Here is a 24,422-nt window from a genome sequence, read left to right on the forward strand (position 1 = left end):
GTATCATTTTTAAAAGGAGGTAGCTGGAATGGAATTTAGTAAACTTGGTAATAGTGGATTAACTATAAGTAAGATTGCATATGGGAACTGGATAAATCATGGGGGGAAAGTGGATGAAGATACGGCAAATGACTGTGTCAAAGCTGCATTAGATGTCGGTATTACAATGTTCGATACGGCCGATGTTTATTCAGACACTAAGGCTGAAGAAGTACTCGGCCGATCTTTGCAAGGTGTACGGCGGGAGAGCATTGAACTATGTACAAAGGTGTGCCACCCGACTGGGCCTGGGCAAAACGATAAAGGTTTATCACGAAAACACATTCTAGAAAATTGCCATGCATCTTTGCGTCGATTACAGACCGACTACATTGATGTCTATTACGCACACAGATTTGATCCAACTACTCCTCTTGAAGAAACGATGCTAGCTTTCGCAGATCTTGTAAGACAGGGTAAAGTGCTTTATGTTGGTGTAAGCGAGTGGACAGCAGAACAAATCACCCGGGGCGCAGCACTTGCACGAGAATTGAATATTCCGCTTATCGCTAGCCAACCCCAGTACTCCATGTTGTGGCGAGTTATCGAAACAGATGTGATACCAACCTGTCAACGTGAAGGGCTTGGGCAAGTAGTATGGTCTCCCCTCGCACAAGGTGTTCTCACAGGAAAATATCAACCTGGTAAACCAGTACCAACTCAATCACGTGCTAATTCTCCTGCTGGTAAACCGTTTTTTCGTAATCTTGCGCAACGTTGGATGAATGATAATGTCCTTACCGCTATTCAGAAGCTTAGACCCATCGCACAAGAGATTGACCTTACCCTCGCTCAACTTGCAGTAGCTTGGGTACTTCAAAACCAGAACATTTCTTCAGCAATTATCGGTGCCTCAAGCCCTGAACAGGTAAAAGAGAATGCTTTCGCCTCTAATGTCAAACTTGAATCTGAAGTAATGAATCAGATTGACAAAATACTAGAAGGTTTGGTTGAGTACGATCCGAGTAAAACAGGTTAAGTTTTCAGCAAATTTCTTACAAGAAATGTACACAAAATTTTGTAGTCTTACTTGGAAGCCTATATTAAATGAGAAGACTTACTTTGTAATATGTTACTGTCCAGCCACTTTAGGCTGGACTTTTATTCCTTGTAATAAGGATATGTACTCGAATAAGCTTCCCTAACAACGGTTAAGAAATGATCTAACACTGCAGATTTTTCATCTTGCCTCCATCCAACATACAGATTGACCTTCGGTGTAGGCTCTTGGATTTTTTTATAAACAACTCCAGGGCGTTTCAAACTTTCTACTGATGATGGAACGACAGAGACTCCCATTCCTGTTGCAACTAAATTAACGATCGTTTGCATTTGAATAGCTTCCTGAACAACATTTAAACTTACGCCATGATACGAAAAGCAGCTAATAATTAAATCATAAAAACTTGGACCAAAATGGCGTGGAAACAAAATAAATGGTTCATCGATTAATGATTGGATTGAAATTTCGGGTAATGAGGCTAAAGGATGGTTTTCATGTAAAGCCAATCTTAAAGATTCTTCAGAACAAATTTCAGAAGTTAATACATTGTTACTCTGTTTAGAACGAAAAAATCCAATTTGTATTTGTTTCTCATAGAGTGCTTTTAGTTGCTGCTCCGTTGTCATTTCATGTAATACAAGATGAATTTTAGGAAAGCGTTCCCGGAAATTCTTCAGAATATCTATAACGATTTCTGTAGAATCGACAAAACCGATTGTTAGATGACCTATTTTCCCCTCATCTGCAAGTTGTGTCGCTTTTATAGTTCTATCTACTTGAAACAGAGTATGTCGAGCCTCTTCTAAAAAAATCTTTCCAGCTTCCGAAAGTTCAACCACTCTTTTGGTTCGATGAAAAAGTTGAACTCCTAATTCTTCTTCTAATTTGCGAATTTCTTGGCTTAATGGAGGCTGTGCCATTCTCAGGCGTTCTGCTGCACGAGTAAAACTCAGTTCTTCTGCCACCATTATAAAATAACGCATTTGTCGGAGATCCATCTTTCTCTTTCCTTTCCACAAAAACAGGATATTTCTTTTATTTCTAAATCCATTCCTCGAAACGCCCAATATGAATCCAACCAGTTCGATGTGACTACTTCTAACGGCTATGATTGGGGTTATACCGGGGTCACTCCAAGATATCCCCACCGATTTTCGCAATTCCAGCTAATACAAACAACACAATGGTTTCGAACATCTCATGCCTCGAAAATTTTATCTTTCATTTCTTAAGGTTATTCTATCAAAGATAAAATAAAATGTATAACTTGCCCCTGTACATACATGGGATGACAGGATCATTTTTTTCAGATTTTTCTGTCGTTAGGATCAGTAAGATAATTCAATTTAGAAAACAATCTTGTTTTATATGTTAAACTTAACATATAAAGGAAATTTATATAAAAAGAAGAGGAATCATTCTGTATCCCACACTTTTATTTCGGTCTATAGGAGGATTTGCAAGTATTATATCTGGTTTATTGTTAGGAATTGGACATCTGATTAACTTGCTAGGAAAAACAAATGATGGAACAGTTTTTGGGCAAAGTTTAATTTTCTTTGGTCATCTAAGTCTTATCTTTGCTTTTATAGGACTATTTGAAGCACAAGGTAAAAGAAACGGACTCTTTGGTAACCTAGGAATGTTATTTGGTCTAATCGGTACAACATTTGTAACAGCAGTAGTATATGTAGAAATAGCAGCCGTTTCTGGAGTAAATGTAAATTCTATTTTAAATGAAGGTGTGTCAGGCATCATATATACGGTCGGACCATTATTTTTCGTTTTCGGGATGATTTTAGTTGGAATTTCGATAATGAAAGAGGGTATCCTTCCTTTTATAAGTGGATTATGCTTAATAATAGGAACCTTCGTTTTCACTTTAGCTACTTTTATCCCAAATGCTGAAGGAATTATCAGTGTTATTGGCGGAACTGTTACAGGTATAGGATTTGTATGGATAGGGAAATATTTACTTTCGCCTATTGAAGAAACTAAACAATCAAATAAAAATGAAAGCTTTATAAGCCTTAAAAAATAGAATTATGTACATAATTTATTTATATAATAATTTCTTAACAACTTAATCTATTTAACATGATCTGCATTTTAGATAGTAAAAAAGATCTTCTACCCGACTGGAAGATCTTTTTAGTTATTTATTAAATTAACGTATAATTGAACAAGAATTCAATTTATTTAATATTCTTTTTATTCTTAAATAAAAAACCATCATCTAAATCTGAATGTGTCCCATTACAATCTACTTTATTATCAATATTCTCTAAATTTAACTTGGTAATATCATCGTCATCTTCGCTACCAACAACAGCAATTAATCTTAAGCCTTTACCTGGAGTACCTAAAAGTATCGCTGTAGATTGATACGTATCGAATTCAGTTTTATCACCAAGATATTTTGACAAAATCTCTAGAATATCATCTTGATTGTATTTAAATATTTTTCTCTTATTATTTTTAATCATTTTATTTTCCCCTGCAATTGTTATTCAACTAACTTACCCTATTATTTGAACAAGATCCCTAAGTATCAAAATGATTGCTTTATATCAATTTAATTAAATAACAAATATGAAACGGCAACAGAGACTAAAACAAATATAAACACACTTCTGATTTTACTTATCTTCCACATATCAAATACTGAAAAAATTCCGCCTAGAGTAAAGACACCAATCCCAATTAATTCAATTATATTTATAGCTAATAAGATCCCTAAATGTGTACAAAAAGCACCAATTATCATAAATCCAGTTGTAAAAATAAAACGACTTGATGTAAAATCACTTAATGCTGATTTTTTATCAGCAGTATTCATTTTTAAATAACCTCTAACAACCATAAAAGTTGGTATGCCCCATATAATTATAAAAGTTACAAGAGAATCAGTATTTATATTCAATAGCTATACCCCATTTATTACCAGTTTATCATTAAAATTTAACTATTCGTATTCCCTAACTTACTCCTTTAACTACCTACATAAATAATTTATATCAATCTAGTTAACATAAGGCATATTTTAGATAGTAAAAACATCTATGAGTGACTGCTCTCAACCATGGATGGAAAATTTTTTCACAGAAAAAAGATCTTTTGATAGAAGATCCTTTTAAATGCTTATTGAATTAAGCATTTAATAGTATAAATACAATACTCCAAAAATAAATAACTATTATTCCTAATTTTTTCGGATCTGAACAATAACATAATTTCCTGTCCACATTTCAGTAGTTGCAATTAGTTTTTTATCATCCTTTTCGAAAAAAAATCCACTACCTTCTTGATTCTTAAATTGCCACCCTTTTTCACTAACCATTCTTTTTAAATTTTCATATGCTTTTCCCTGTTCATTTCGAGTAATAAACCAATCATAACCATTTTCCTCAGCTATTTTCACAATCTCTTTTGACGAATCATTTAAAGATTCTAAAACTTCTCTTTTACTTACAGAGTTAACAGGCAATGATGGGTAATAGAATTTGCTATTAAATGCAACAATACTTATAACTATGATGACTACCCCTACTAACAATAACCATTTCTTCATCTACTTCCTCCAATAATAATTTTTCCTTTTATTTCAATTTAATCATTAAATACTTTACTTCTCAAATAAATACTTTATATCACTCTAGTTAACATAAATCACATTTTATACAGCTAAAAGGATCTCTTGATGGAAATCCTTTTAACTGTTTATATAATTGTATTTATTTCACACACGTGTTGGACATCCATTCATAAAATCTTTCCTTTTCTTCAAACTGTGGGTAATGAGCTGATTGCTCAAAAGAAATAAACTCCTTTTTATCAGCTTCAATCATATCAAAATATTTTTTTGCTGCATTAGATGAAGTCATATAATCATACTTTCCCATGATAAAATAGAACGGTAATTCAAGCTTTGTTACTACAGTAGGTAATGGCTTTTCGAATATATCTTTTATCAAAGTACTTTGAGAGTAGGTTACTCCATAGTTATAACGGATGACATCTAATAAGTTATACTCGCTACTAAATAAAATACCTATAGTATCACCATCAGGGTTATCAATAAGCCTTGAACCTCCACCGTACTTCATTACATAATTTCGTGGGGTAAACGTATCACCATTCTTAATCTTTTCAGTTAACCCTTCTAAATATAGAACATCATCTGTGTTTCCAGCATTTTGAGCCTGTTTAATACAGTAGTTTAAACTATCAATCTCACTTTCTATCATATTACTGGCCTGTCCGATACCAATATATGCTTCATATTTCTCAGGGGCTTTGTAAGCAGCTTGTGTTGCGATATATGTACCAAAAGAGTGACCAATCAGTATTACTTTTTCTTTGCCAAGGCGTTCTGATATATAGTCCGTCATAGCCAGTAAGTCTTCCACCAATAAGTCTGGTGATAGATTAGAATAGTCCTCAAAAAAATGATATGATTTTCCACTTGCTCTTTGGTCATAATTCACAACTGTAAAATCGGTTTCCAATAAGTCTTGGTATTTAACTGCGTATGGTATTTCTGGATTCCCAGGTCCTCCATGCACAAAAATAATAACTGGATTATTCTTATCATTGCCACGTATCATAATTTCATGGCTACTTCCGTTTATTTCGACTTGTTCTAATACACTAATACTATTATCGCCTTTTATATGAGGAGTCCATGTAGGAGAAAAAATCGCTAAGATCAGTAATACTATCATACTTAATCCAATATACTTTATTAACTTTCTTCTATTTTTCATTCTTTATTTAATACCTCTTTCTGCTTAATACAATCCAAAATATGATTATTTCACAATCAATTTAATTTACCAATCTCAACCTAAAAAACCTTAATTTAGTTGTATAACTCTAGAAACCTTATATCTTTATTCGTTATTTTAAAAGGAACTTAGTTAACATCATGCACATTTTAAAAATAAAAAAGATCTTTCAAGTGAAGATCTTTTTTATTTTTTTGCAATGAATCCTAATACATTTTCTCCATTTTCATCTAAATATACTTGAATAGACTTTAATTTAGATTCTTTTTTAGGTTCAAAAGTGACTAATATGATTTGAATATCTTTAATATCCTTTGTTTCGTTATTTTCATTAGTCAAAATTTCAAACTTACTGCCTGACTTAAATCCGGTAATCTTGCCTTTTCCCCAATCAACTATGTTATCTTGTAATGAGTTTTCTAAAAAATCATAAGCTAAAGTTAACAGTTGATTTTCTTCTTCTGGAGTAAATGAATATATAGTACTGGATACCTCACTTTTATGTGAACAGCCTATTACATTAATAAAAATCACACTTGAAACTGTGATTAATAGTAGATTCATTAATTTCTTCAATATTTCACCTCTAATTACAATTATAGCCTATAGTATTTATTAATGGGTTTATTTTCGACCTTTAATCCTAATTTACTTTGAAAAGTTAAACACAATATCCTATATCAACTTTGTTAACATAATTCAAATTATCCATAGTAAAAAAGATCTTTAAAAATTAAAGATCCTTTTAGCTTTTTATTGAATTAGACGTCCTATTAGTGGAACAAGATTTTAATGTTACTATTCTTATTGTCATTCTCCTTAGAGAATAAGGTTCCTTAGCCATTAGAAAAATGCTTTTTCAGTATCTTCACTTGCAGCAATCTGAATCCAGCGTTTATCCCCCGGTAATTGCTTATACCAATTTAGTTCTCCTACACTAAAACGTTCTCCCTCATTATTACGATATTCTTCCAGAAAAAGTATCTTTTCTGTCTCATTATCTAAATAAAAACAATAACCTTCATAGTCTATCTCTGAAACTTCGACAATAGGATGTTCATGATTTTGCTTACATAAACACATATTTCCTTTTAATGCTCTAAAAATATTTAAGAATTTAGTCAGAAACTCTTTCTTTACTGGTACAGTGGGGGTGTAATAACGGGCATTTCTGGCTTTGAGCCCAGTGTATCGTTCATCTATCCAAATGTCATAATAGTTATCTTCACTAAAGCCTTCTTTTTTCTTATCACTTAAATAATATTGATGATACTTATTTAAAATCTTCTCAATATGCTTGAATGGAGGCAAAGTTTCACCATATAATAGTACAATTTTTATTTCCATTAATCTCTAAAACACTTCCTTATTTTATTCCATATTTCTATTTAAACATCACAAATTATATCATTTAAACGAAATTATTGAACTAATGTGGTCAGGCATTTAAATAGGACTTTAAAATATCTGAATAAGTACTTTATACATATTTAGTTAACATAAATCACATTTTAGACAAGGGATCTTCAATAAAGAATCTTTTTAAAAAGGAATTTTCACCGGTAATTTAATCTTTGATAAATTCCGCTAAAATAAGAACTTACTACTATAATGAATTCACCCCTTCAAGAAAAAGATAAATCCCTGTACAAATCAAAAGGATATATGTAAATTTTCTAAAAATCCGTTGACTAAGCCATTTGAAAATAATTTGACCTATAAGCAAGCCAAAAAATACGATTGGAATTGCATAAAAACTTGATTCCCATATTATTTTGTTAGTTCCAGTAAAGATTATTTGAGTTATTAGACTAATGGAATATATAAAGAGATAAAAAGCCAAAGTAGTTGCTCTTAACCTTCCTTTTTCAGTATCTGTTCCCGTAAAGTAAAGCAATAACGGAGGTCCAGGCATACCGATACTTGTTGTTAAAATACCGGATAACCCACCAACTATGAAATCTCTAAATTGTGTTGATTTAACCTTAAAATTGCATATTAGTAACAATGTTAATATTAAGAGGAGTATACTCAATCCTAATTTTAAATTATTAATGTTAATAGAAATAAAGATAAAAATACCTAAAGGTACGCCAACTATACTCCCTAAAATTAATCGTTTTAGCAATATAAAATCAATATCCCTTCTTATCTTAAAAATCAATGATATTGAGATAATTAAAGATAAAATAATATTTATTTGTATGGCTTCTTGTGGTAGGAATAATATCAGTAAAAAAGGGGTCGCTAATATGGAAAAGCCAAAACCTGTACTGGTTTGCAATATAGAAGCCACTAATATAATACATATGAAAATTAATTCATTCCCCAAGAATTACCTCCTGTCTAACAACTTTGCTTATTAATATTTTTTCATTTCGAGAACTAATTTTTTCACTTGGTTATGTGCAGTTATATCTTAAAATTCAAATGAGTATATTATACAAACTTAGTTAACATTATCGGTAGTAAAAAAGGGGGTTCCACCGGCAGACCCTTTAATTATTTATTGAATTGACACATTCGTTAGTGGAAGAAAACTATAAATCTAAGTATTCCATTTAGTAATTGAATAAAAAATTTCTTTTGGGTTGGGGTCTTGTTCTAGATATCCTCCATAACGAGAAACTAGAACACCGTAGTTGAAATCTTTGCTAATAATCCACAAATCATCATTGTCGATACTTTGCCATAGGATGTTAAAATTCTCTATTACCCATTTTCCTTCGACAAGATATATTGGACTGTCATCTATTCCTAAAAACAAACAAACTACTTTCTTTTCAATTTCTATCTCTTGCATATACTGAATAACTTCTTGTTCCCAACTAAATTCTTTTCTGAAATCACCATATTTTTTTACAAATTCCTCTTTATGCAATTCATAGTTCCATTTTTGATGAATTTCATCTAGGATCCTGTCTAACTTTGGAGATGTAATTAAATCACATTTTTCTAAAACAGTTGAAATATCTTGAGGCAGAAAATCAATTAATTTATTTCTTTGACTTTTTTGTTTGTTAATTTTAATTTTTTGCTGTAAAAGTGCTTTTCGTTCGTCCATAATATCACCCAATTATCTTTAGTTTTAATTCTTATTTCACTAAAACCCCTATCAACTTAACAAGGGCTTAATTAATATCTCCTAAATAAATTGGTGATTTAACATTATTAAAATTCTTTATAATATGTTTTCTTAACTCTTTAGGATATACCCTGTATTGAAGTAAATCATTAATATGTATCCATTCAATCCCAACTTGATTGCTGTCTGGATTAGTAGGTTCTTTATCATCATCTGTATTGTTTACTATTTTACAATCAAAATAATACTCAACTTGGTGAACATCGAAATCAAACGATGAATGCTCATGATTTTTACCAATATACTCACGAATATGAAGAAGTTCTCCGATTTCTACTTGTTGTCCAATTTCTTCAATACACTCCCTAATTAATGCATTTTGAATTGTTTCTCCGTGCTCTTGTCCACCACCAGGAAAAAGATAAAAGTATCCTTCATTATTTTGATTTTTTGTTAATAAAACCCTGTCTTCACTAATAATAATAGCTTTTGCTGAGTTTCTAATATGCATTTGTATATCCTCCTTATCTAAAAAACAATTAATCTTACTATAAAGTGTATTTTGCACCTGACTCGTTAATCAGTTTTGAAATTCCTTCTGACAAATGCTCATAAGATAATTCAGGATAATGGGCAAGATGCAAGCATACAGCCATTCCATAAATTGTTCTTATTCAATAGGTTATTCAAAATAACAGGTGTCATTTTTCCTCCTTTTGTTCTTACTTTCTTCGCCCAATTAAGTCAGAAGGGATTTATTTTTTAATTTTTATCTTGATTATGAGCATTAAACAAACTAAAAAGCTGTTTTGCGAGAAAATGGGGTGTGTACGGCATATCATTTCGCAGCCAGAAAACTATAGTACCAAGAAGGGCTGAAGATCCGTGCCAAATGGCAATATCTTTTTGAATACCAGCTTTATAACTGAAAGAATTACTCCCCAAATGCTCTAATCTTGAAGTAATGATTTCAGCCATCAATTTTGACAAGCGTTCAGTAAAAATCGGAACTTTTTTGGAAGCTAAAATAACTTTATAAAATTTATGATGTTCCGCAATATGCTCAAGCAGTCTCAATATCATGAACCAATCTGCGTCTTCAGAAGATTCCTTTTTCACTGACTCACTGTCCAAAACATGTTGAATATCTTCAATCATCTCGTCAGCCATCTTTTCTAACATATCTGGTATATCACGATAATGGAGGTAAAACGTCACACGACTAATGGTCGCACGCTCCGCTATACGGCTGACAGACATCTTCTCAATCTCCATTTCCTGTAACAAATGAACAAATGCCTCTTTTATCAATATCCGTGTACGTAAAATTCGAGGATCTGTATATTGCTTATTATCCGCCATTTTCTTTTTCCTTTCTTCTCAATTATTAAAATTTACAATTTCTTTCGATAATGCAGTATATTGCTTAGATAAACGACAAAATCAGCTAAAGTGAAAACTAATTTACATTTTACGCTATATTGTAAATTGTAAAATCTGTACTTACTATTTATAATCTCTTTTATACATTGTTCATTATCTTACACATTGTAAATTAAGTCCAATTGAAAACAGAAAGGAAGGATTAGGTTGAGCAAACCTATAGATGCAACTACTGGTTCTACCAAAAAAGGACCAATTTTATTCATTATGATTTTAGGGGCTTTTTTAGCTACCTTGAATCAAACGATCATGAGTGTTGCCACTCCCGAATTAATGATCGATTTTAATATTTCGGCTACAACCGCCCAATGGCTTACAACAGGCTATATGCTGGTTAATGGGATTTTAATTCCAATGACAGCCTATTTCATGCAGAGATTCACGACTCGTCAGCTTTTTCAATCTTCGATGTGGATTTTCCTTGCGGGTACAATAGTATCTGCTCTCGCAACAAACTTCCCGGTTCTTTTAACCGGACGTATGATCCAGGCAGCAGGTGCCGGTATTATTATGCCGCTCCTTATGAATGTTATTTTAACGCTGTTTCCTCCTGAAAAAAGAGGTGCAGCAATGGGGATGGTAGGTTTCGCTATCATTTTTGCTCCTGCTATCGGGCCTACTTTAGCCGGATATATTATGGAAAATTATGAATGGGAAATGATGTTCTACGGCATGATTCCACTCGCTGTTCTAGTCATTATCTGCGGTCATATTTATTTAAAAAATGTGTCAGAACAGATTGCCGCTAAAATTGATATACTGAGTGTCATCCTGTCGACACTTGCATTTGGTACTTTATTATACGGCTTCAGCAGAGCTGGCAGCGCCGGATGGTCAAGCAATGAAGTTCTTGCGTCTTTTGTCGTCGGAATGATAAGTCTTGGACTTTTTACATGGAGACAGTTAACTTCTCATAATCCATTACTGGATCTCAGAGTGTTTAAATATAATATGTTCTCCCTAACGACGATTATCAATATCTCGGTTACAATGGTTATGTATGCGGACATGATGCTGCTCCCGCTGTACTTGCAAAGTGCACGCGGCTACACAGCAATAGAATCCGGTTTATTACTTCTTCCCGGTGCTCTTATAATGGGATTCCTAATGCCGGTTACCGGAAAATTATTTGACCGATATGGAGCAAAATGGCTCTCTGTTATTGGCCTAATCATTACAATAGCTACAACTGTCGGTTTTATTAATTTAACAGATTCAACGAGCTATACGTATTTAGTTCTTATGTCTACAGGCCGCCGTATCGGAATGGCACTGTTGCTCATGCCTATTCAAACAGCAGGTTTAAATCAATTACCTTCTAGCTTGAATGCGCACGGGACAGCCATTTCTAATACGATTAGACAAGTAGCAGGTGCTGTTGGTACTTCTCTTCTTGTTACAGTCATGACAGATCGTACGAAAACGCATCTTACAGATATGATGTCTACAGCGACTAGTGCTGTAAATCAAAAACAGATGATTTTAGAAGCTACTATTGAAGGTATTAATGATGCCTATGTTGTCATTATCGGCATTGCGGTCATCGGATTACTTTTATCATTTTTTATCAAACGTGTGGAGCAAGGCTCTGAGGAAAGTGTTAATACTACATCAAATAAAGCTACTGTGAAAGGTGCTTAAGTTTATATCAGTTTAATTAATAGAAGTCACATTTCTGAAAGTTGAATTCCATGTCAATCGCTGAATTGAGGAGAAAATAGCCCAATTCAGCGATTTTCAATTTAGGAAAAAATCAAAAAATGAGGTAGAAAATATGATCATGATCTTTTCAATCGATACATGTAAACACCTCCACGTTGTTATTATGGGCTTCATACCCGTTTTTCAACGAAAGGTGTTTTAATTTGTCTCATTTTTTCAGGTCAGTGCGCTATAGCCATTCAAGGTTTTTCCTTAATTCTATATTTCTTGCTTAACTAAATCTGATAAGAAATCAGTAAAGTCGTTAGTAATTATTTCAAATGTTTGACTCTCTAACTCAACTCCAAGTACAATATTTGGCTTTTTGATAAGTTTCAATGCTTATTCCTCATTTTACTTTTAAAGATCGGAATTATATTTCAAGATCTTTTCATTTAAAATAATATAATTTGTTTATCCTCATTCATTTTATATTTTTAGAAGCATGATTTAGAAAAGCATTTAATTTGTCACCCAAATTTAATTTAACATTATCTAGAGTATTTTTTTCTATTTTTATACTTTGAAAGTTTTTTATAAAACTTTCAAAAGAGTCAGAAATCAAGAAAACATTTTCTTCAGCCATTTCGTGAAACCAAATATAAATTTTATTTTGTTTATCATCTTTCTTTCCGATGCAAATTAAATCTCCGCCTGGCAAATCTGCAATAGGAAATAAATCAGCTGGTAATATATCTTTATAAAAGTTTATTTTGTTATCTATTTTATTCTCGTCATTATTTAATCCGTAAATAGAGTCTATTTCAAATTGAGTTTGCTTAATTTTTTTCGGCAGTTCTATTGAAGGGATAAAACGATACTCTTCTCTAATATAATCATTACCATAATGTTGCAGGTAAAATGCATAGTCTTGAGGTAACTTTAACTGATATTTTTCTTCAAATGTTTTTATATCATCTTCATCCCAAATTTCATCTATCTCTTTTATATCAAAATCAATTATTTCCTCTAGTTTCTTTTTTAATTGTTCCATTTTTTAATATCCTCCTCGTAAATCAGATACAGAACCAATATGTGGAACATTTCCATGCAAATCAGTTGGTATTAACTCTATTTCTGTATTCGACTTATGATGTGGTGTAACACCCGCTTGCTTTAATAATTTCTTGGCAGCATTTTTTGAAGGTAAATTATACTGTTGTTGTATTTTTTCATATACTAATGAAAAGTCATCATTCGCACCAGTTAATTTTCCTTTTTCAAATACTAAACTACCCTCTGACCAAGGTGTGAAGTTAGGTCTCCCTTTTACAAATTCTACACCTTCACCATTCGTTACCTTTTTAACTGCTGGCTTATCAGAATACCACTTTCCATTACCTGGTTCACCTTCCCAATGACCATTATTTCTTGGTAACCTTGTTCTAGGATTATCTATACCCTTAGTATTAAAATAACACTACTTAATAGCATAACTATCATGATCTTTTAAATTTTAGTTCAGATTTTTCAAAACATAAAACTATATAAAAGCGATAAATATCTTGAAAAGTTAAAAGCTAAGTTTATTTTTCATATAAATACCGTGAATTATTATTAGATCTGCTTATCACCATGACTTTTGAATTTAAATATTGGAATTTTTCTAAATAAATAGGAGGTAAAAAATAAACTCAGCAGAGACCAGCTTAATGGCCTGCTGAGTTTATTTTTTAACTTACATAATCGTAAAATCTTGTTATTTAGCTTTTAAAAACTTTAAGTACTTCCCGTCTTTTACTCCAAAGCACCTTCCTTTGGATTTCATATTAGCAATATCTAAATACTCTCTAGCTTTAGATAAATCTCCTAACTCATAAGCTACCTTGCCAGCCCATAAGTCTCTTTCACCTGTATCTCCTCTCTCAGGATCTGCGACAAATATTTTATCAACCCATTTTTTCATCCGTTCAACATCATTTAATAAAATAGAGATATCCAAAATGCCCCATATTATTAAAAAGCTCTCATCATAAGTTACTTTATCATTTGGAAGTTCTCCCCATGCCTGCTCCAATAAAAAAACAGACTTCTCTAAATTTCCCTTATCAAACTCTTCATTACTCTTATCCATTAAACTTTGTATATAAGCACCTTTTTCTCCTGCTACATAAGCCATTATTATTTATCTCCTAAATTTCATCTTTAATCACATCAAAATATTTATCATCTTCACTATCAAAAATCGAATATCCTTCAAGAATATACGCCCTTAGTAAATACTCTTTCGACTTATCAATGTCTCTTAATTCATACAAACTTTCACCAAGACGTAACATGATAAAGGGATTATCTATTCCATCAGGACAATTAATTGCATCAAATAAAAATCCTTTGGCAGCATTATAATCTTTCTTGAAATAGTATGTATCACCTAATGCTGTATAAATCCACGTACTTGCTTCCCAAATATACTTTGGTTCTGGAACTAAATCTAAAGCTTGCAAGTACATTTCTATTGCCTCATCATACTTCAAACTATCGACCAAATTATCGCCTTTAGAACATATACTTACTATTTTTTCATATAGTTCATCTTGTAACTCCACTATATATCTCTCCTACTTATTTATGAATGCAAATTTTCTTAGGTAGTTGCCTTCATGAAGATTGATTACCAAATGGATCTATTGGAAATAGAAATATCCCCTTTGGTAAAGAATCACGAATAAATTCGAATACTACAACTATATTCGGTCCACTTGTAAAACTTAATAAATGGGCAAATACTCCATCTATCAGGAAATAATTCTTCTAGTCTTATCTCTTCAAACCGGTGTTTCTTCTTTTTATATCAAGTACACCCTTAATACCACATTCATCGAATTTTTCTATTAAATAATCATGACCTTTTTCTAAAGCGAGCATTCTTTCTTCTTCATAAATAGGGATTAGAGTATAGAAATCTATCAAACTTTCCATTTCTTCAGATTCACTTATCAATATACTTGATAATGCGGTATTAGAAGCAAACGGCTGTGGAGGTTCCCCATTTGGTAGAATGACCCCTGCATCTAACCATCCATCATATATATGAGGAATGTGGGCAACTATTCTCAGCCACTTCAAAGGCCAATAATGATCATTGTTCGTCATTTCCTCTTTACTTATTGGCCAATTTGCAGGTAATTTGAGTACTAATTCTGCGTACTTAAATCCCCTGCGATTTTCTGTTTCATCCATCGCAGCATCACTCATCCCTGTAGTCACTAGAGTGATGAAATCATGTTCTTTTGATGGCAGTATCACTTGAATATCAACCGCTACCTTACTTCCAGGGATGATTTCACTGATTGTCTGATGGATGGGACCATAATGTTCTGTTATGTAATCTAAAATCTCATTTTGGTCATTTTGCATAGTATTCCTGTTTTCTTCTTTTTCTACAGAATCGTTATCTTCTTCTTCTTTATAGGACTGCAATAAATTAGCTATTTCTAAATGTCCTCGTTCCTGTGCAAATGCTAATGCATTCATATTTTTCATAGATTCTCCTGTGTACCTAACATGAATGTCAATGCCGTTTTCAATCAGAAGTTTAACAATATCTATATGTCCATCAAGAATTGCACCAAACAAAGGATTTCTTTCCGGTTCGCTAACATCCATTTCAGCTCCGCGAGACAATAAATACCTGACAATTTCAATATGTCCCGCCGAAGCAGCTACATTGATTGCTCCCCCACCAAATGTGCCACCACGCTTATTTATATCAGCACCTAAGTCTATCAGCCTCTTGACTATTTCAAGCTTTCCATGTTTGGCTGTAACATGAAGAAATGTTCCAAATACTGTTACCTTATTCAAGAGTTCCATATCTGAACTAATTAATTCGACTACCCTTTCCACATTGTTCTGCTTAATAGCTGTACGAATCTCTTTAGCTAGTTGTATATTTTCCATATTTTTACTTCTCTTTCCCTATCGTAAATCACAACAATATGATAAAAATCAAATATTATCTTTATTCTATCAACCTGATCCGTTCAATTATTAGATTAACTTTCTCGAGATATAGATCCGGATCGTCCTCTTTTATAACAAGAAGGATTTCTTTAATTATCTGTTTCGTTGAGCTATCTACATTTTCTAATGCCTTAATATAAGGTGCTACTAAACCTTTTGAATTTAAAAGTGTCCCATGAATTCTTTCCGCCCAGAACTCTGCATGAGGCAGCATTTTAGAAATACTGATCGCTAACTTATAAAGTCCATCTTCTAAACCGTTACGTTCAACAATATAGAAAATAGTTTTAATAAGATCATCACCAGCAGATGGTTCAGCAATATCATCCTCAAAAATTGTACAAAGATCAGGAATTATATCATTTGTTCCTCGATAAAATAATTCAGTGAGAATATCTTCAAATACTTCAATTCCATCGTCATTATCCCCTAAAAAACGCATTTTGTATAAAATAGAAATCTGTTCTTTGACAGTCATTTAATCCTCCTACAAACAACCAAAAATACCAAATATACCTAAATTATTATACTCACTTTCTTGATAGTAATCAATCTATGCTCTAGACTTCCATGCATTATCTCTTCTAGTCTTAAATCACTTTCTTTTGATTATAATGGCAAAAAACCTTGAAAATTTTAGTCAATCAAGGTTTCTTATGGAGAGCTAACATTCTATACTAAAGTCCTGTAAATTATTTAAATCGCTAATTCTAAGCACTCTGATCACATTTTTTAAGAATGGATTTTTATAAGAAAGTCTTCAAGTACTTTCTTTACTGGTATGCTCACTTTGGACAACATATCAGTTACTCGAAGTAATATAGATGGATCTTTCAATATTTTTTCTTTACTTTCTGGAGCTGTAAAGCTTCTTAGGGTATCTATACATATTTCAAATAGCTCGTCATCTTCAGTAGGAAGTAATGATAGTAATATTATCATTTCATGCATATTACAGTTACTATCCATACAATATGCAAGTTTTTTCTGCCATTCTAATGGTTTAGTATGTACTTGAATTGATAACTCTTCCCAATCCTTTGGACTAAACTCTATCAATATCTCACTTGCAATGATACAGCCATCGTCATACCATGAATCTTCAGTTACATAAGCAGATATAAGTTTGTCTAATTCCCTATACATTCTTTTACCTCTTTTTAAAAATAAATATTAACAACATAGAAAAAGCTCATTCATTGTCCCTATTGAAGATCCTAATAAATTCTTCCAGTGATTCTGCCAAGTATGTAGTATATTCTTCAGGATCTTTTTCGTACTCATATTCATGGTTTCTCTACAAACGGGATAAGCCAATTAGAAAGAATTTCACCTATCCTTAGCATATTAAGTAAAGTTTCTAAATTTCCTCCGCTATCTTATTTTTATGTTTAATTGGGATAAATCGCTGCACTACATATTCATCTTCATCTTTATCTATGAGTACATATCTTTCTGGTTTCCCGCCATTATAAGTTAAATAATAATCCCTAATATCTTGAGAAAATGTAAATTGATACTCCCTTTCAATATCTGAAATATCTTCATCTACCAGAATTTCTTTTGTATTTTCAAATTTATTGCTATATAACTCTTCACTATAATTTCCCCTCTTCTTCTTGTTCAATCAGACTCATAAAAAATTCACTAAAAGTGTTCCATATATCAGGCGATGTAAGAAGGGACGTATTATGAAGTTTATCTACATCACTATTATCAAGCCATATAACAGCAGGTTTATTTACAGTATCCATTACAATAAGACTAGCTGGCGGTTCCGCTAATACTAAAAAATGTTTAGGCAAATTTATAACATTTCTAAGCCTAAGTGTTTCATCTACAAGATTAGGAGGATTGCTGTCAAATGCAAACATACTAATCTCACCTAGTAAACCACCACTGTAAAACTCGGCTATTCTCTGAAAATCTTCTGGCAATTTTACATTTAATTTCTTCTCAATATTATGTAAGACTAGTTTGTCTATTCCATCAGAAGGATAAAAATTTTCATAACGTTCCTTTATAATGTTAATAATCCCCATAAAAAATCCCTCTCTATTTTCCTTAGGTTAGTGCGCTTCGTTTTTCTTACGCCGCTCTTGACTTCTGTACGCTCTTTTGAGAATATTTAACGAATTCACACTTAGTAAATTTACATCTCCTCGAACCAGTTTACCTTGTTGTCTTTAGATTTTCTTATTTTCACATCAAACTACCAATTAAGTAGAAATAAAAAACTAATTAATGATTGTCAAATTTCTTTACCAGTTAAATTATCAACAAATCTTATTTTTCCATTTTCAGAAACTAATTGTAAATCACTTCCTATTGGTAGTTCATATATTCCGAGAATGGCTGGTTCAATATTTGCTACAGTATTAAAATCACATACTACTAAATTTTCAGGATTATTAACGTAATCATCGTCATCAATTTCTGAAAAAAATCTCCAACCATTATCCACTGTATCTATAGATTTCTCTCTCAATATCCATTTCAATTTCCCTGTTTCATTTATTATATTTCTTGAAACAATACAGGCCCCAGCTTTTTTAATAAATTCAATAGGTTCTTTTTGATTCATATTTTTCCATCCTTTCAATTAAACTTGATCTATATGAGAATTTTCTAGCGCATTCAATAGCTGAAAATTCTGTACTATCTTTAGAGGTTAAATCTAAGTTAGGTTGAGAACAACACAAATTATATAACTTTTCTAATTCTTCATCTGATTTATTCAATCGAATTATATAAATTAGTGCAACTTGACCCTTTTCATCTTGCTCGTTAATATTAACACCTTTTTCTATAGTTTTCTTCAATGTCATTTTTTCGTTGCCCTAGCAAAACATGTAACACAGTCTCACCTTCACTTTTTTTACATAATACGGTAATAAAAAACCATTAGAAAATTCATAACTATATTTAAATCACCATTTACATACATATTTTCCAATATAAAAAAAGATCTATTCCTACCGAATCACAAGCTGGAATAGGTCATCATATTTAATCGTGATCTTTTAAATAATCTAAATCATCCCTGTTATAATCAATCATTGCTAAGAATAACTGTTTAAAGTTATTAAACCTTTCTACCTCTTCTCCTGCAAACCATATAACGATTCCAGGACTTGGTGAATTCCATTTAGTCAAAACGAATAAATCTTTATCCATTTTAGTCGCTGCAATAGGTAAAAGCTGATCTTGTGAAAAACTGGATTCCTCTATCAAGCTATTTTCTATTGCATTAAGTATCATATTGGCATACTCCATATCTCCAGACTGACAAAGTTCTTCCGTTCCAAATAAATCAATTGTTTGTGAGAACCCTTTCCACCCATTAGCATGCTTTAAGAATTCCTTATAATATGGATCTAGAAAGAAACCTAAACAATTTTCAGCCTCCATTATTTCACTTTCTGCAGCTGCAGTTTCTGGTAAATAATAATCCCAGAGTTTCTTCTTATCATATTTTTGCATTTCTTGTCTCACTGTCATCATCGCAGCAATCCTATCTGTCTAATGGTCCATTTCTCTTCTCCTGTTAGATAATAATAAAGTTATTTAATTTTGATATAAAAATATAAGAGCCTTGCTACATTTTATTGTAGCAAGGCTCTTTAAAGTTGTTTAATTTCCGTTCATTTAAATATGCTTGTGCTCAAAAATCAATAATAAAGTTGTTTAAATCTTATTAAGCTAAAGCCCCCGTTAGCTTAAGTACAATTCTTCACAATATAAGATTCTCCTCACCCACTTTAAACATGCTGAAATCAAAATCATTCTTGCAGATAAACAACAATTTCGATTCATTTGTTGAATAAACATCAAATCGCATGTTATTAGCGATTGAAAACAGCCCGTTACTTTATATAATGATAGTCGGATGTTGTTTAAACATCATTGAAGGATTTGTTAAGTTTAATCATTAGTGAAAGTGGGGTTGTTTTTTTGACAAAACGAAATAATTTATTGATTTTTATATTAACTATAGGAGTTTTCGGCATCTTAAATACCGAAATGGGGGTTATTGGGTTATTGCCTTCCATTTCTGAACACTTTAATGTCAGCATATCAACAGCAGGTTTGGCAGTGAGTCTTTTTGCCATTGCAATTGCAGTGGCTGGTCCTACTTTGCCGTTATTATTTTCGGGTATAGATCGCAAGAAGATCATGTTACTTGTATTAGGTGTTTTCACTTTGGGAAACATTGCATCTGTATTTATTTCTAACTTTACCATTCTATTGATTGTTCGTATCATTCTTGGTTTATTTCATCCCATTTATTGTTCCATGGCATTTACCGTAGCTGCTTCCTCAGTAAAACCTGAAGAAGCTCCAAAAGCTGTTTCAAAAGTATTTATAGGTGTATCTGCTGGTATGATAGCGGGTGTACCGATCGCAAGTTTTATTGATAGTGCCTTTTCGTATGAAATGGCGATGGCATTCTTTGCTATTGTTACTGCTATTATGTTGATTGCAGCATTGATTTTTGTACCATCTATGCCTGTTAAAGAGAGACTGTCTTATGGTACACAACTTACAGTATTAAAAAAACCTATTTTATGGATTTCCATAGTGACTGTTGTTTTATTAAATGCCTCCGTATTCGGGGTATATAGTTATATTGCTGAGTACCTAGAAACTGTTACCCAAATGTCCTCGAATATCATCAGTTTAACGTTATTCGTTTTCGGTGGAGCTAATATTATTGGAAACATCGTTGCAGGGAGGATACTCACTAATAGTCCTATTAAGTCCATCTTAACTTTTCCTTTGTTATTGAGTGTAGTTTATATCCTTTTATTCTTCACTGGAGAGTTTGCTGTACCTATGGTAATAATCACTTTCCTTTGGGGAATATTGGCTGGAGGAATCATGGCTAATATTAATCAATATTTGATTTCATCTTCAGCTCCAGAAGCTCCTGATTTTGCCAATGGTTTATTTATATCTCAAATGGGTGCACAATACGTTGTGTTAGTGGGGATCCTATCATTAATATTAGGTTTGGTAACTATTTTACTTAGAACCTACATGTTGACTCCTACAAAACAACTTTCTAAAAAAGTTTCCTAATAAAAAAGGCTAGGTATAAATCCAAAATACCTAGCCTTTTGTTAATAACTATAGAATCCTATCTAACAAAGTCCCCAATTCTCTGGCTATTGACTGAGGCGGAGAAGGCATTCCATCCTTTAACCACGATTCTAAAACCCCTACATAAGCATTTGCAGCAAATTTAATAATAACATCTTCATTTAGACCTTCATTTTTTCCATTTGTGTTGTGTAACTCTTCCTTGAAACCTTCCATCACATACTTTAGGAATTTACTACGAAAAGAAGGAGCTGCTTCTTTGCTGGTTAACATGGTCGAAAAGAACAGATAATGATTTCTAAAATATTCAAAAAAGATCTGTGTCGCATCTCCCCATTCCTCTTGACATGCCCATTCATTTTTTTCCTTAAGTTTGTTTATATGATCTTCTATCAACTTATCTAATAGGTCAAATTTATCCAGGTAATGGAGATAGACCGTGCTTCGGTTCACATTTGCCCTGTCAGAAATATCTTGAATAGTTATTTCATCAAAATTTTTTTCATTCATAAGTTCAAGAATTGCTTTTTTTATTGCCTCTTTAGTCTTAACTACTCTTCTATCTACTTTCGTCATCGCTTGATCACCAGACTTTCCTTAAGATTATCTACAATATCGATTACTTTGTTGGATAAACATCATATTGCGTTAAATTGACTAATAACAAAGGTAGGGATATGGACTATAAAAATAAAAACTCATCGTTAATAGAAACTGTTAAAAAACACCTTAAAAAATAATCAACAATTTTTAATGATTTGTTGAGTAAACAACAAATCGTACTCATATAACGATTGAAAGCATCCTATTTCTAATTATATTATAGACATGTGTTGTTTAAACAATCAATGATGTTAATAGTCTTAGCTAGGGGGTTTACGTCATTTTATTGGCATTACCCTGTATAAAAATTAACAAAAGAGAGGGCTAAAAAAATGTCAAAAAGAGATAACTATATTTTCGATCTAAGCGATAAAGTAACAAGGAAATCAGTTTCATACAAAAACAGGTTCGGAATCAAAATTGCAGCAGATCTATACTTGCCAAAAGAATTTGATGAGTCAAAGAAACATGCAGCTGTTATTATAGGTGCTCCCTACGGAGGTGTTAAAGAGCAAGGTTCTGGTATTTATGCTCAAAACATGGCAGAGCGTGGTTTTGTGGCTCTTGCATTCGACCCATCTTTCAACGGATATAGTAGTGGAGAGCCACGTCATCTTTCTTCCCCTGATTTATTCGTAGAAGATTTCAGTGCAGCTGTTGATTATGTAGGTACACGTCCATTCGTAGATAGAAATCAACTTGGTGTTATCGGTATGTGTGGTAGCGGTGGTTTTGCGATTAGTGCAGCGCAAGTTGATAGACGCATTAAAGCTGTTGCCACAGTCAGCATGTATGACATGTCTCGTGTACAAGCCAACGGATGGAAAGACTCGTTCACTGAAGAAGAACGCAACAGTATACTGGATGCAATTACCCAACAACGTTACGCAGAGTTTGAAGGTGGCACACCAGTGTTGACTGATCGAGGAGCTGCTATTGGATTTGACGATAATACAGATCCTATTAGTCGCGAGTTTGGTGAGTTTTATTCTACACCTCGTGGGTATCACCCAAACTCAATTACTCAATTTACAGTAACAAGTGGCATGTCATTTATGAACTTCCCTCTGCTTACACACATTAAATCGATTTCGCCACGTCCAATTTTATTCATCATGGGCGAGCACGCTCACTCACGATACTTTAGTGAAGATGCTTATGAATTGGCAGCAGAACCGAAGGAACTGTACATCGTTCCAAATGCAGGACACGTTGATTTGTACGACAAAACGGATTTGATTCCTTTCGACAAATTGGAATCATTCTTTACCGAGAATTTGAAATAACAATCCATACAAATTAAAAGTAAGGAACTAGGAAGAAGAGATGTAAAGGTCAGTCTAGGTGACTTGTTCATAGGTGACGTACAGTTCACTATTATTCTTGATAGTGCGGTGCCGTCTCACGAGTGCGTATGCTCTAGTTTTAGGATTATTTTTAATAAAACGGCTCAAATTAAATAAGTATGATATTACAAAGGATGAAGAAATTAAAGAAAGGTGCTTTTATTATGTCTAATATTCAAGGTAAAGTTGTCATTATTATGGGTGCATCAAGCGGAATTGGTGAAGCAACGACCAAGAAACTTGCACAAGAAGGGGCAAAATTAGTTATTGCGGCTCGTCGTGAAGATCGCTTAAAAGCTCTAGTTGAATCATTGACAAATAATGAAATTTCATATGCTGTTGCAGATGTAACAAATAAAGACGAAGTTCAAGCAGTTGTAGATTTGGCGATTGAAAAATATGGTCGTGTCGATGTACTTTACAACAACGCTGGAGTCATGCCACTTTCTCCACTTTCAGAAAAACGCTTTGATGAATGGCGTCAAATGCTAGACATCAATATCATGGGTGTCTTAAATGGGATTGCTGCGGTTTTACCGATCATGAAAAAGCAACAATCGGGTCAAATTATTGCGACTGACTCCGTAGCTGGGCACGTTGTATGGCCAGGTTCAGCTGTTTACTCTGGGACAAAATTTGCTGTTGGGGCGATTATGGAGGGGCTACGCCAGGAAGAAAGAGAAAGTAACATTCGCTCAACCATTATTTCACCAGGGGCTGTAGCCACTGAACTTTATAAAACGATTAGTAATCCTGAATTGAGTGAATCGGTGAAGGAAGGTCAACGAACACCTGGATTCGGACTAGCATCAGAAGATATTGCTAATGCTGTAGCCTATGTTATTGGACAACCAGAACATGTCTCAATCAGTGAGATACTAATCCGCCCTACTAAACAAGATGCTTAATAGATATTATGAACGATGAACGCCTATCGTGACCAGTCTACCATCCTCGCTTACGAGGATGCATAAGCTGTCAGATGTAAAACTTAAATAATAAACTGTCCTATTAATTTGGGACAGTTTTTATTTCAAAAGGAGTGATAACATTGGAAAGACCATATATTATCTGCCACATGCTAACTTCATTGGATGGGAAAATCATTGGAGATTATTTAGAAACGGAACGAGCAACTTACTTTTCAGACGAATACGAAAAAATCCATGACCGTTACGGATGTAAAGCATGGATGTGTGGCAGGGTTACCATGGAAGAACACTTTACTTTGGGACATCAATTAGATTTAAAAAATGACAACATTGAGACGATCCTAGAACAGATTACGTCGCAAATCAGGATGCTAAGAGTTATGCCATAGCAGTAGATCCTTCTGGGAAATTAGG

Annotated in this window: 31 protein-coding genes; 7 read left to right on the forward strand and 24 right to left on the reverse strand. The window is 32.9% G+C overall.

Annotation, left to right across the window (positions count from 1 at the left end; all coding sequences use genetic code 11):
• Window positions 1-28: 28 nt before the first annotated feature.
• Window positions 29-1,018: an aldo/keto reductase family protein gene (locus tag BFA01S_RS06790; RefSeq protein ID WP_066227399.1), complete on the forward strand. Its 990-nt coding sequence runs from the start codon at window positions 29-31 to the stop codon at window positions 1,016-1,018.
• A gap of 122 nt (window positions 1,019-1,140) precedes the next feature.
• Here BFA01S_RS06790 and BFA01S_RS06795 read toward each other — a convergent pair whose 3' ends face one another.
• Window positions 1,141-2,040 carry a LysR substrate-binding domain-containing protein gene (locus tag BFA01S_RS06795; RefSeq protein ID WP_066227403.1) on the reverse strand — a complete coding sequence of 300 codons (900 nt, stop codon included), beginning with the start codon at window positions 2,038-2,040 and terminating at the stop codon, window positions 1,141-1,143.
• Between the two features lie 509 nt (window positions 2,041-2,549).
• On the opposite strand from BFA01S_RS06795, the gene BFA01S_RS06800 reads away from it, so the two are divergent.
• Entirely contained in the window at window positions 2,550-3,083 is a 534-nt protein-coding gene (locus BFA01S_RS06800; protein ID WP_174521583.1) for a hypothetical protein, read from the forward strand.
• A 154-nt stretch (window positions 3,084-3,237) separates the two neighbouring features.
• Here BFA01S_RS06800 and BFA01S_RS06805 read toward each other — a convergent pair whose 3' ends face one another.
• The 10 genes from BFA01S_RS06805 to BFA01S_RS06850 form a co-directional block, all read right to left on the reverse strand.
• Complete coding sequence (locus BFA01S_RS06805; RefSeq protein ID WP_066227404.1) at window positions 3,238-3,528, reverse strand: hypothetical protein; 291 nt, start codon at window positions 3,526-3,528, stop codon at window positions 3,238-3,240.
• Window positions 3,529-3,617: 89 nt separating this feature from the next.
• Window positions 3,618-3,965, reverse strand: coding sequence for a hypothetical protein (locus BFA01S_RS06810; protein WP_066227408.1), 348 nt, complete (start codon window positions 3,963-3,965; stop codon window positions 3,618-3,620).
• Between the two features lie 279 nt (window positions 3,966-4,244).
• Complete coding sequence (locus BFA01S_RS06815; protein WP_066227410.1) at window positions 4,245-4,613, reverse strand: hypothetical protein; 369 nt, start codon at window positions 4,611-4,613, stop codon at window positions 4,245-4,247.
• Window positions 4,614-4,776: 163 nt separating this feature from the next.
• Entirely contained in the window at window positions 4,777-5,808 is a 1,032-nt protein-coding gene (locus BFA01S_RS06820) for an alpha/beta hydrolase (RefSeq protein ID WP_066227413.1), read from the reverse strand.
• Window positions 5,809-6,015: 207 nt separating this feature from the next.
• On the reverse strand, window positions 6,016-6,405 hold the full coding sequence (locus BFA01S_RS06825; RefSeq protein ID WP_066227416.1) for a hypothetical protein: 390 nt from the start codon (window positions 6,403-6,405) through the stop codon (window positions 6,016-6,018).
• Between the two features lie 267 nt (window positions 6,406-6,672).
• On the reverse strand, window positions 6,673-7,176 hold the full coding sequence (locus BFA01S_RS06830; protein ID WP_066227419.1) for a hypothetical protein: 504 nt from the start codon (window positions 7,174-7,176) through the stop codon (window positions 6,673-6,675).
• 259 nt (window positions 7,177-7,435) lie between these two features.
• The gene (locus BFA01S_RS06835; protein WP_066227422.1) at window positions 7,436-8,161 is read right to left on the reverse strand and encodes a sulfite exporter TauE/SafE family protein; all 726 of its coding nucleotides are present in this window, start codon (window positions 8,159-8,161) and stop codon (window positions 7,436-7,438) included.
• 216 nt (window positions 8,162-8,377) lie between these two features.
• The gene (locus BFA01S_RS06840; protein ID WP_066227425.1) at window positions 8,378-8,893 is read right to left on the reverse strand and encodes a hypothetical protein; all 516 of its coding nucleotides are present in this window, start codon (window positions 8,891-8,893) and stop codon (window positions 8,378-8,380) included.
• A gap of 67 nt (window positions 8,894-8,960) precedes the next feature.
• Window positions 8,961-9,425, reverse strand: a complete 465-nt coding sequence (locus BFA01S_RS06845) for an NUDIX domain-containing protein (protein WP_066227428.1) — start codon at window positions 9,423-9,425, stop codon at window positions 8,961-8,963.
• A gap of 251 nt (window positions 9,426-9,676) precedes the next feature.
• Entirely contained in the window at window positions 9,677-10,276 is a 600-nt protein-coding gene (locus BFA01S_RS06850) for a TetR/AcrR family transcriptional regulator (RefSeq protein WP_066227431.1), read from the reverse strand.
• A gap of 288 nt (window positions 10,277-10,564) precedes the next feature.
• Between BFA01S_RS06850 and BFA01S_RS06855 the strand changes: the two genes are divergently transcribed.
• Window positions 10,565-11,998 (forward strand): DHA2 family efflux MFS transporter permease subunit, encoded by a 1,434-nt coding sequence (locus tag BFA01S_RS06855; protein WP_066227520.1) that lies wholly within the window; start codon window positions 10,565-10,567, stop codon window positions 11,996-11,998.
• Window positions 11,999-12,482: 484 nt separating this feature from the next.
• Here the strand turns inward: BFA01S_RS06855 and BFA01S_RS06860 are convergent, their stop codons facing one another.
• The 12 genes from BFA01S_RS06860 to BFA01S_RS06910 form a co-directional block, all read right to left on the reverse strand.
• Entirely contained in the window at window positions 12,483-13,052 is a 570-nt protein-coding gene (locus BFA01S_RS06860; RefSeq protein WP_066227434.1) for an SMI1/KNR4 family protein, read from the reverse strand.
• 3 nt (window positions 13,053-13,055) lie between these two features.
• A complete protein-coding gene (locus BFA01S_RS23650) occupies window positions 13,056-13,457 on the reverse strand; it encodes an HNH endonuclease (protein ID WP_156483553.1) in 402 nt (133 codons plus the stop codon).
• Window positions 13,458-13,757: 300 nt separating this feature from the next.
• The gene (locus BFA01S_RS06865) at window positions 13,758-14,177 is read right to left on the reverse strand and encodes a hypothetical protein (RefSeq protein ID WP_066227436.1); all 420 of its coding nucleotides are present in this window, start codon (window positions 14,175-14,177) and stop codon (window positions 13,758-13,760) included.
• A gap of 13 nt (window positions 14,178-14,190) precedes the next feature.
• Entirely contained in the window at window positions 14,191-14,607 is a 417-nt protein-coding gene (locus BFA01S_RS06870; RefSeq protein WP_066227439.1) for a tetratricopeptide repeat protein, read from the reverse strand.
• A 211-nt stretch (window positions 14,608-14,818) separates the two neighbouring features.
• On the reverse strand, window positions 14,819-15,961 hold the full coding sequence (locus BFA01S_RS06875) for a suppressor of fused domain protein (protein ID WP_066227441.1): 1,143 nt from the start codon (window positions 15,959-15,961) through the stop codon (window positions 14,819-14,821).
• Window positions 15,962-16,022: 61 nt separating this feature from the next.
• On the reverse strand, window positions 16,023-16,502 hold the full coding sequence (locus BFA01S_RS06880; RefSeq protein ID WP_066227444.1) for an Imm30 family immunity protein: 480 nt from the start codon (window positions 16,500-16,502) through the stop codon (window positions 16,023-16,025).
• A 254-nt stretch (window positions 16,503-16,756) separates the two neighbouring features.
• Window positions 16,757-17,170: a hypothetical protein gene (locus BFA01S_RS06885; RefSeq protein ID WP_066227447.1), complete on the reverse strand. Its 414-nt coding sequence runs from the start codon at window positions 17,168-17,170 to the stop codon at window positions 16,757-16,759.
• A gap of 214 nt (window positions 17,171-17,384) precedes the next feature.
• Window positions 17,385-17,651, reverse strand: coding sequence for an SMI1/KNR4 family protein (locus BFA01S_RS06890; RefSeq protein WP_066227450.1), 267 nt, complete (start codon window positions 17,649-17,651; stop codon window positions 17,385-17,387).
• Window positions 17,623-18,066: an SMI1/KNR4 family protein gene (locus tag BFA01S_RS06895; protein WP_066227452.1), complete on the reverse strand. Its 444-nt coding sequence runs from the start codon at window positions 18,064-18,066 to the stop codon at window positions 17,623-17,625. Before BFA01S_RS06895 ends, BFA01S_RS06890 begins: the two co-directional genes overlap by 29 nt.
• 209 nt (window positions 18,067-18,275) lie before the next feature.
• Window positions 18,276-18,608 carry a DUF2185 domain-containing protein gene (locus BFA01S_RS06900; RefSeq protein ID WP_066227455.1) on the reverse strand — a complete coding sequence of 111 codons (333 nt, stop codon included), beginning with the start codon at window positions 18,606-18,608 and terminating at the stop codon, window positions 18,276-18,278.
• On the reverse strand, window positions 18,586-18,852 hold the full coding sequence (locus tag BFA01S_RS06905; protein ID WP_066227457.1) for a hypothetical protein: 267 nt from the start codon (window positions 18,850-18,852) through the stop codon (window positions 18,586-18,588). Before BFA01S_RS06905 ends, BFA01S_RS06900 begins: the two co-directional genes overlap by 23 nt.
• Window positions 18,853-19,033: 181 nt before the next feature.
• Window positions 19,034-19,525: an SMI1/KNR4 family protein gene (locus tag BFA01S_RS06910; RefSeq protein WP_235842980.1), complete on the reverse strand. Its 492-nt coding sequence runs from the start codon at window positions 19,523-19,525 to the stop codon at window positions 19,034-19,036.
• 453 nt (window positions 19,526-19,978) lie between these two features.
• On the opposite strand from BFA01S_RS06910, the gene BFA01S_RS06915 reads away from it, so the two are divergent.
• Complete coding sequence (locus BFA01S_RS06915) at window positions 19,979-21,106, forward strand: MFS transporter (protein WP_066227464.1); 1,128 nt, start codon at window positions 19,979-19,981, stop codon at window positions 21,104-21,106.
• A gap of 48 nt (window positions 21,107-21,154) precedes the next feature.
• On the opposite strand, the gene BFA01S_RS06920 is transcribed toward BFA01S_RS06915, so the two are convergent.
• Window positions 21,155-21,703, reverse strand: a complete 549-nt coding sequence (locus BFA01S_RS06920; RefSeq protein ID WP_066227467.1) for a TetR/AcrR family transcriptional regulator — start codon at window positions 21,701-21,703, stop codon at window positions 21,155-21,157.
• Between the two features lie 359 nt (window positions 21,704-22,062).
• Here BFA01S_RS06920 and BFA01S_RS06925 point away from each other — a divergent pair, with 359 nt between their 5' ends.
• The 3 genes from BFA01S_RS06925 (at window position 22,063) to BFA01S_RS06935 (ending at window position 24,397) form a co-directional block, all read left to right on the forward strand.
• Window positions 22,063-23,016 (forward strand): alpha/beta hydrolase, encoded by a 954-nt coding sequence (locus tag BFA01S_RS06925; RefSeq protein ID WP_066227469.1) that lies wholly within the window; start codon window positions 22,063-22,065, stop codon window positions 23,014-23,016.
• A 224-nt stretch (window positions 23,017-23,240) separates the two neighbouring features.
• The gene (locus BFA01S_RS06930) at window positions 23,241-23,984 is read left to right on the forward strand and encodes an SDR family oxidoreductase (RefSeq protein WP_066227471.1); all 744 of its coding nucleotides are present in this window, start codon (window positions 23,241-23,243) and stop codon (window positions 23,982-23,984) included.
• A gap of 170 nt (window positions 23,985-24,154) precedes the next feature.
• Window positions 24,155-24,397: a hypothetical protein gene (locus BFA01S_RS06935; protein ID WP_169800443.1), complete on the forward strand. Its 243-nt coding sequence runs from the start codon at window positions 24,155-24,157 to the stop codon at window positions 24,395-24,397.
• Window positions 24,398-24,422 lie beyond the last annotated feature (25 nt).

It is taken from the genome of Metabacillus fastidiosus NBRC 101226, assembly GCF_001591625.1.
Lineage (GTDB): Bacteria > Bacillota > Bacilli > Bacillales > Bacillaceae > Metabacillus > Metabacillus fastidiosus.

Coding starts and splice junctions, on each gene's coding strand:
- BFA01S_RS06895 (WP_066227452.1), bottom strand. CDS start 18,066: ATGGGGATTATTAACATTATAAAGGAACGTTATGAAAATTTTTATCCT.
- BFA01S_RS06845 (WP_066227428.1), bottom strand. CDS start 9,425: ATGCATATTAGAAACTCAGCAAAAGCTATTATTATTAGTGAAGACAGG.
- BFA01S_RS06920 (WP_066227467.1), bottom strand. CDS start 21,703: ATGACGAAAGTAGATAGAAGAGTAGTTAAGACTAAAGAGGCAATAAAA.
- BFA01S_RS06905 (WP_066227457.1), bottom strand. CDS start 18,852: ATGACATTGAAGAAAACTATAGAAAAAGGTGTTAATATTAACGAGCAA.
- BFA01S_RS06925 (WP_066227469.1), top strand. CDS start 22,063: ATGTCAAAAAGAGATAACTATATTTTCGATCTAAGCGATAAAGTAACA.
- BFA01S_RS06860 (WP_066227434.1), bottom strand. CDS start 13,052: ATGGAACAATTAAAAAAGAAACTAGAGGAAATAATTGATTTTGATATA.
- BFA01S_RS06880 (WP_066227444.1), bottom strand. CDS start 16,502: ATGACTGTCAAAGAACAGATTTCTATTTTATACAAAATGCGTTTTTTA.
- BFA01S_RS06865 (WP_066227436.1), bottom strand. CDS start 14,177: ATGGCTTATGTAGCAGGAGAAAAAGGTGCTTATATACAAAGTTTAATG.
- BFA01S_RS06875 (WP_066227441.1), bottom strand. CDS start 15,961: ATGGAAAATATACAACTAGCTAAAGAGATTCGTACAGCTATTAAGCAG.
- BFA01S_RS06840 (WP_066227425.1), bottom strand. CDS start 8,893: ATGGACGAACGAAAAGCACTTTTACAGCAAAAAATTAAAATTAACAAA.
- BFA01S_RS06805 (WP_066227404.1), bottom strand. CDS start 3,528: ATGATTAAAAATAATAAGAGAAAAATATTTAAATACAATCAAGATGAT.
- BFA01S_RS06790 (WP_066227399.1), top strand. CDS start 29: ATGGAATTTAGTAAACTTGGTAATAGTGGATTAACTATAAGTAAGATT.
- BFA01S_RS06935 (WP_169800443.1), top strand. CDS start 24,155: ATGCTAACTTCATTGGATGGGAAAATCATTGGAGATTATTTAGAAACG.
- BFA01S_RS06855 (WP_066227520.1), top strand. CDS start 10,565: ATGATTTTAGGGGCTTTTTTAGCTACCTTGAATCAAACGATCATGAGT.
- BFA01S_RS06795 (WP_066227403.1), bottom strand. CDS start 2,040: ATGGATCTCCGACAAATGCGTTATTTTATAATGGTGGCAGAAGAACTG.
- BFA01S_RS06820 (WP_066227413.1), bottom strand. CDS start 5,808: ATGAAAAATAGAAGAAAGTTAATAAAGTATATTGGATTAAGTATGATA.
- BFA01S_RS06815 (WP_066227410.1), bottom strand. CDS start 4,613: ATGAAGAAATGGTTATTGTTAGTAGGGGTAGTCATCATAGTTATAAGT.
- BFA01S_RS06930 (WP_066227471.1), top strand. CDS start 23,241: ATGTCTAATATTCAAGGTAAAGTTGTCATTATTATGGGTGCATCAAGC.
- BFA01S_RS06910 (WP_235842980.1), bottom strand. CDS start 19,525: ATGACAGTGAGACAAGAAATGCAAAAATATGATAAGAAGAAACTCTGG.
- BFA01S_RS06885 (WP_066227447.1), bottom strand. CDS start 17,170: ATGTATAGGGAATTAGACAAACTTATATCTGCTTATGTAACTGAAGAT.
- BFA01S_RS06850 (WP_066227431.1), bottom strand. CDS start 10,276: ATGGCGGATAATAAGCAATATACAGATCCTCGAATTTTACGTACACGG.
- BFA01S_RS06900 (WP_066227455.1), bottom strand. CDS start 18,608: ATGAATCAAAAAGAACCTATTGAATTTATTAAAAAAGCTGGGGCCTGT.
- BFA01S_RS06830 (WP_066227419.1), bottom strand. CDS start 7,176: ATGGAAATAAAAATTGTACTATTATATGGTGAAACTTTGCCTCCATTC.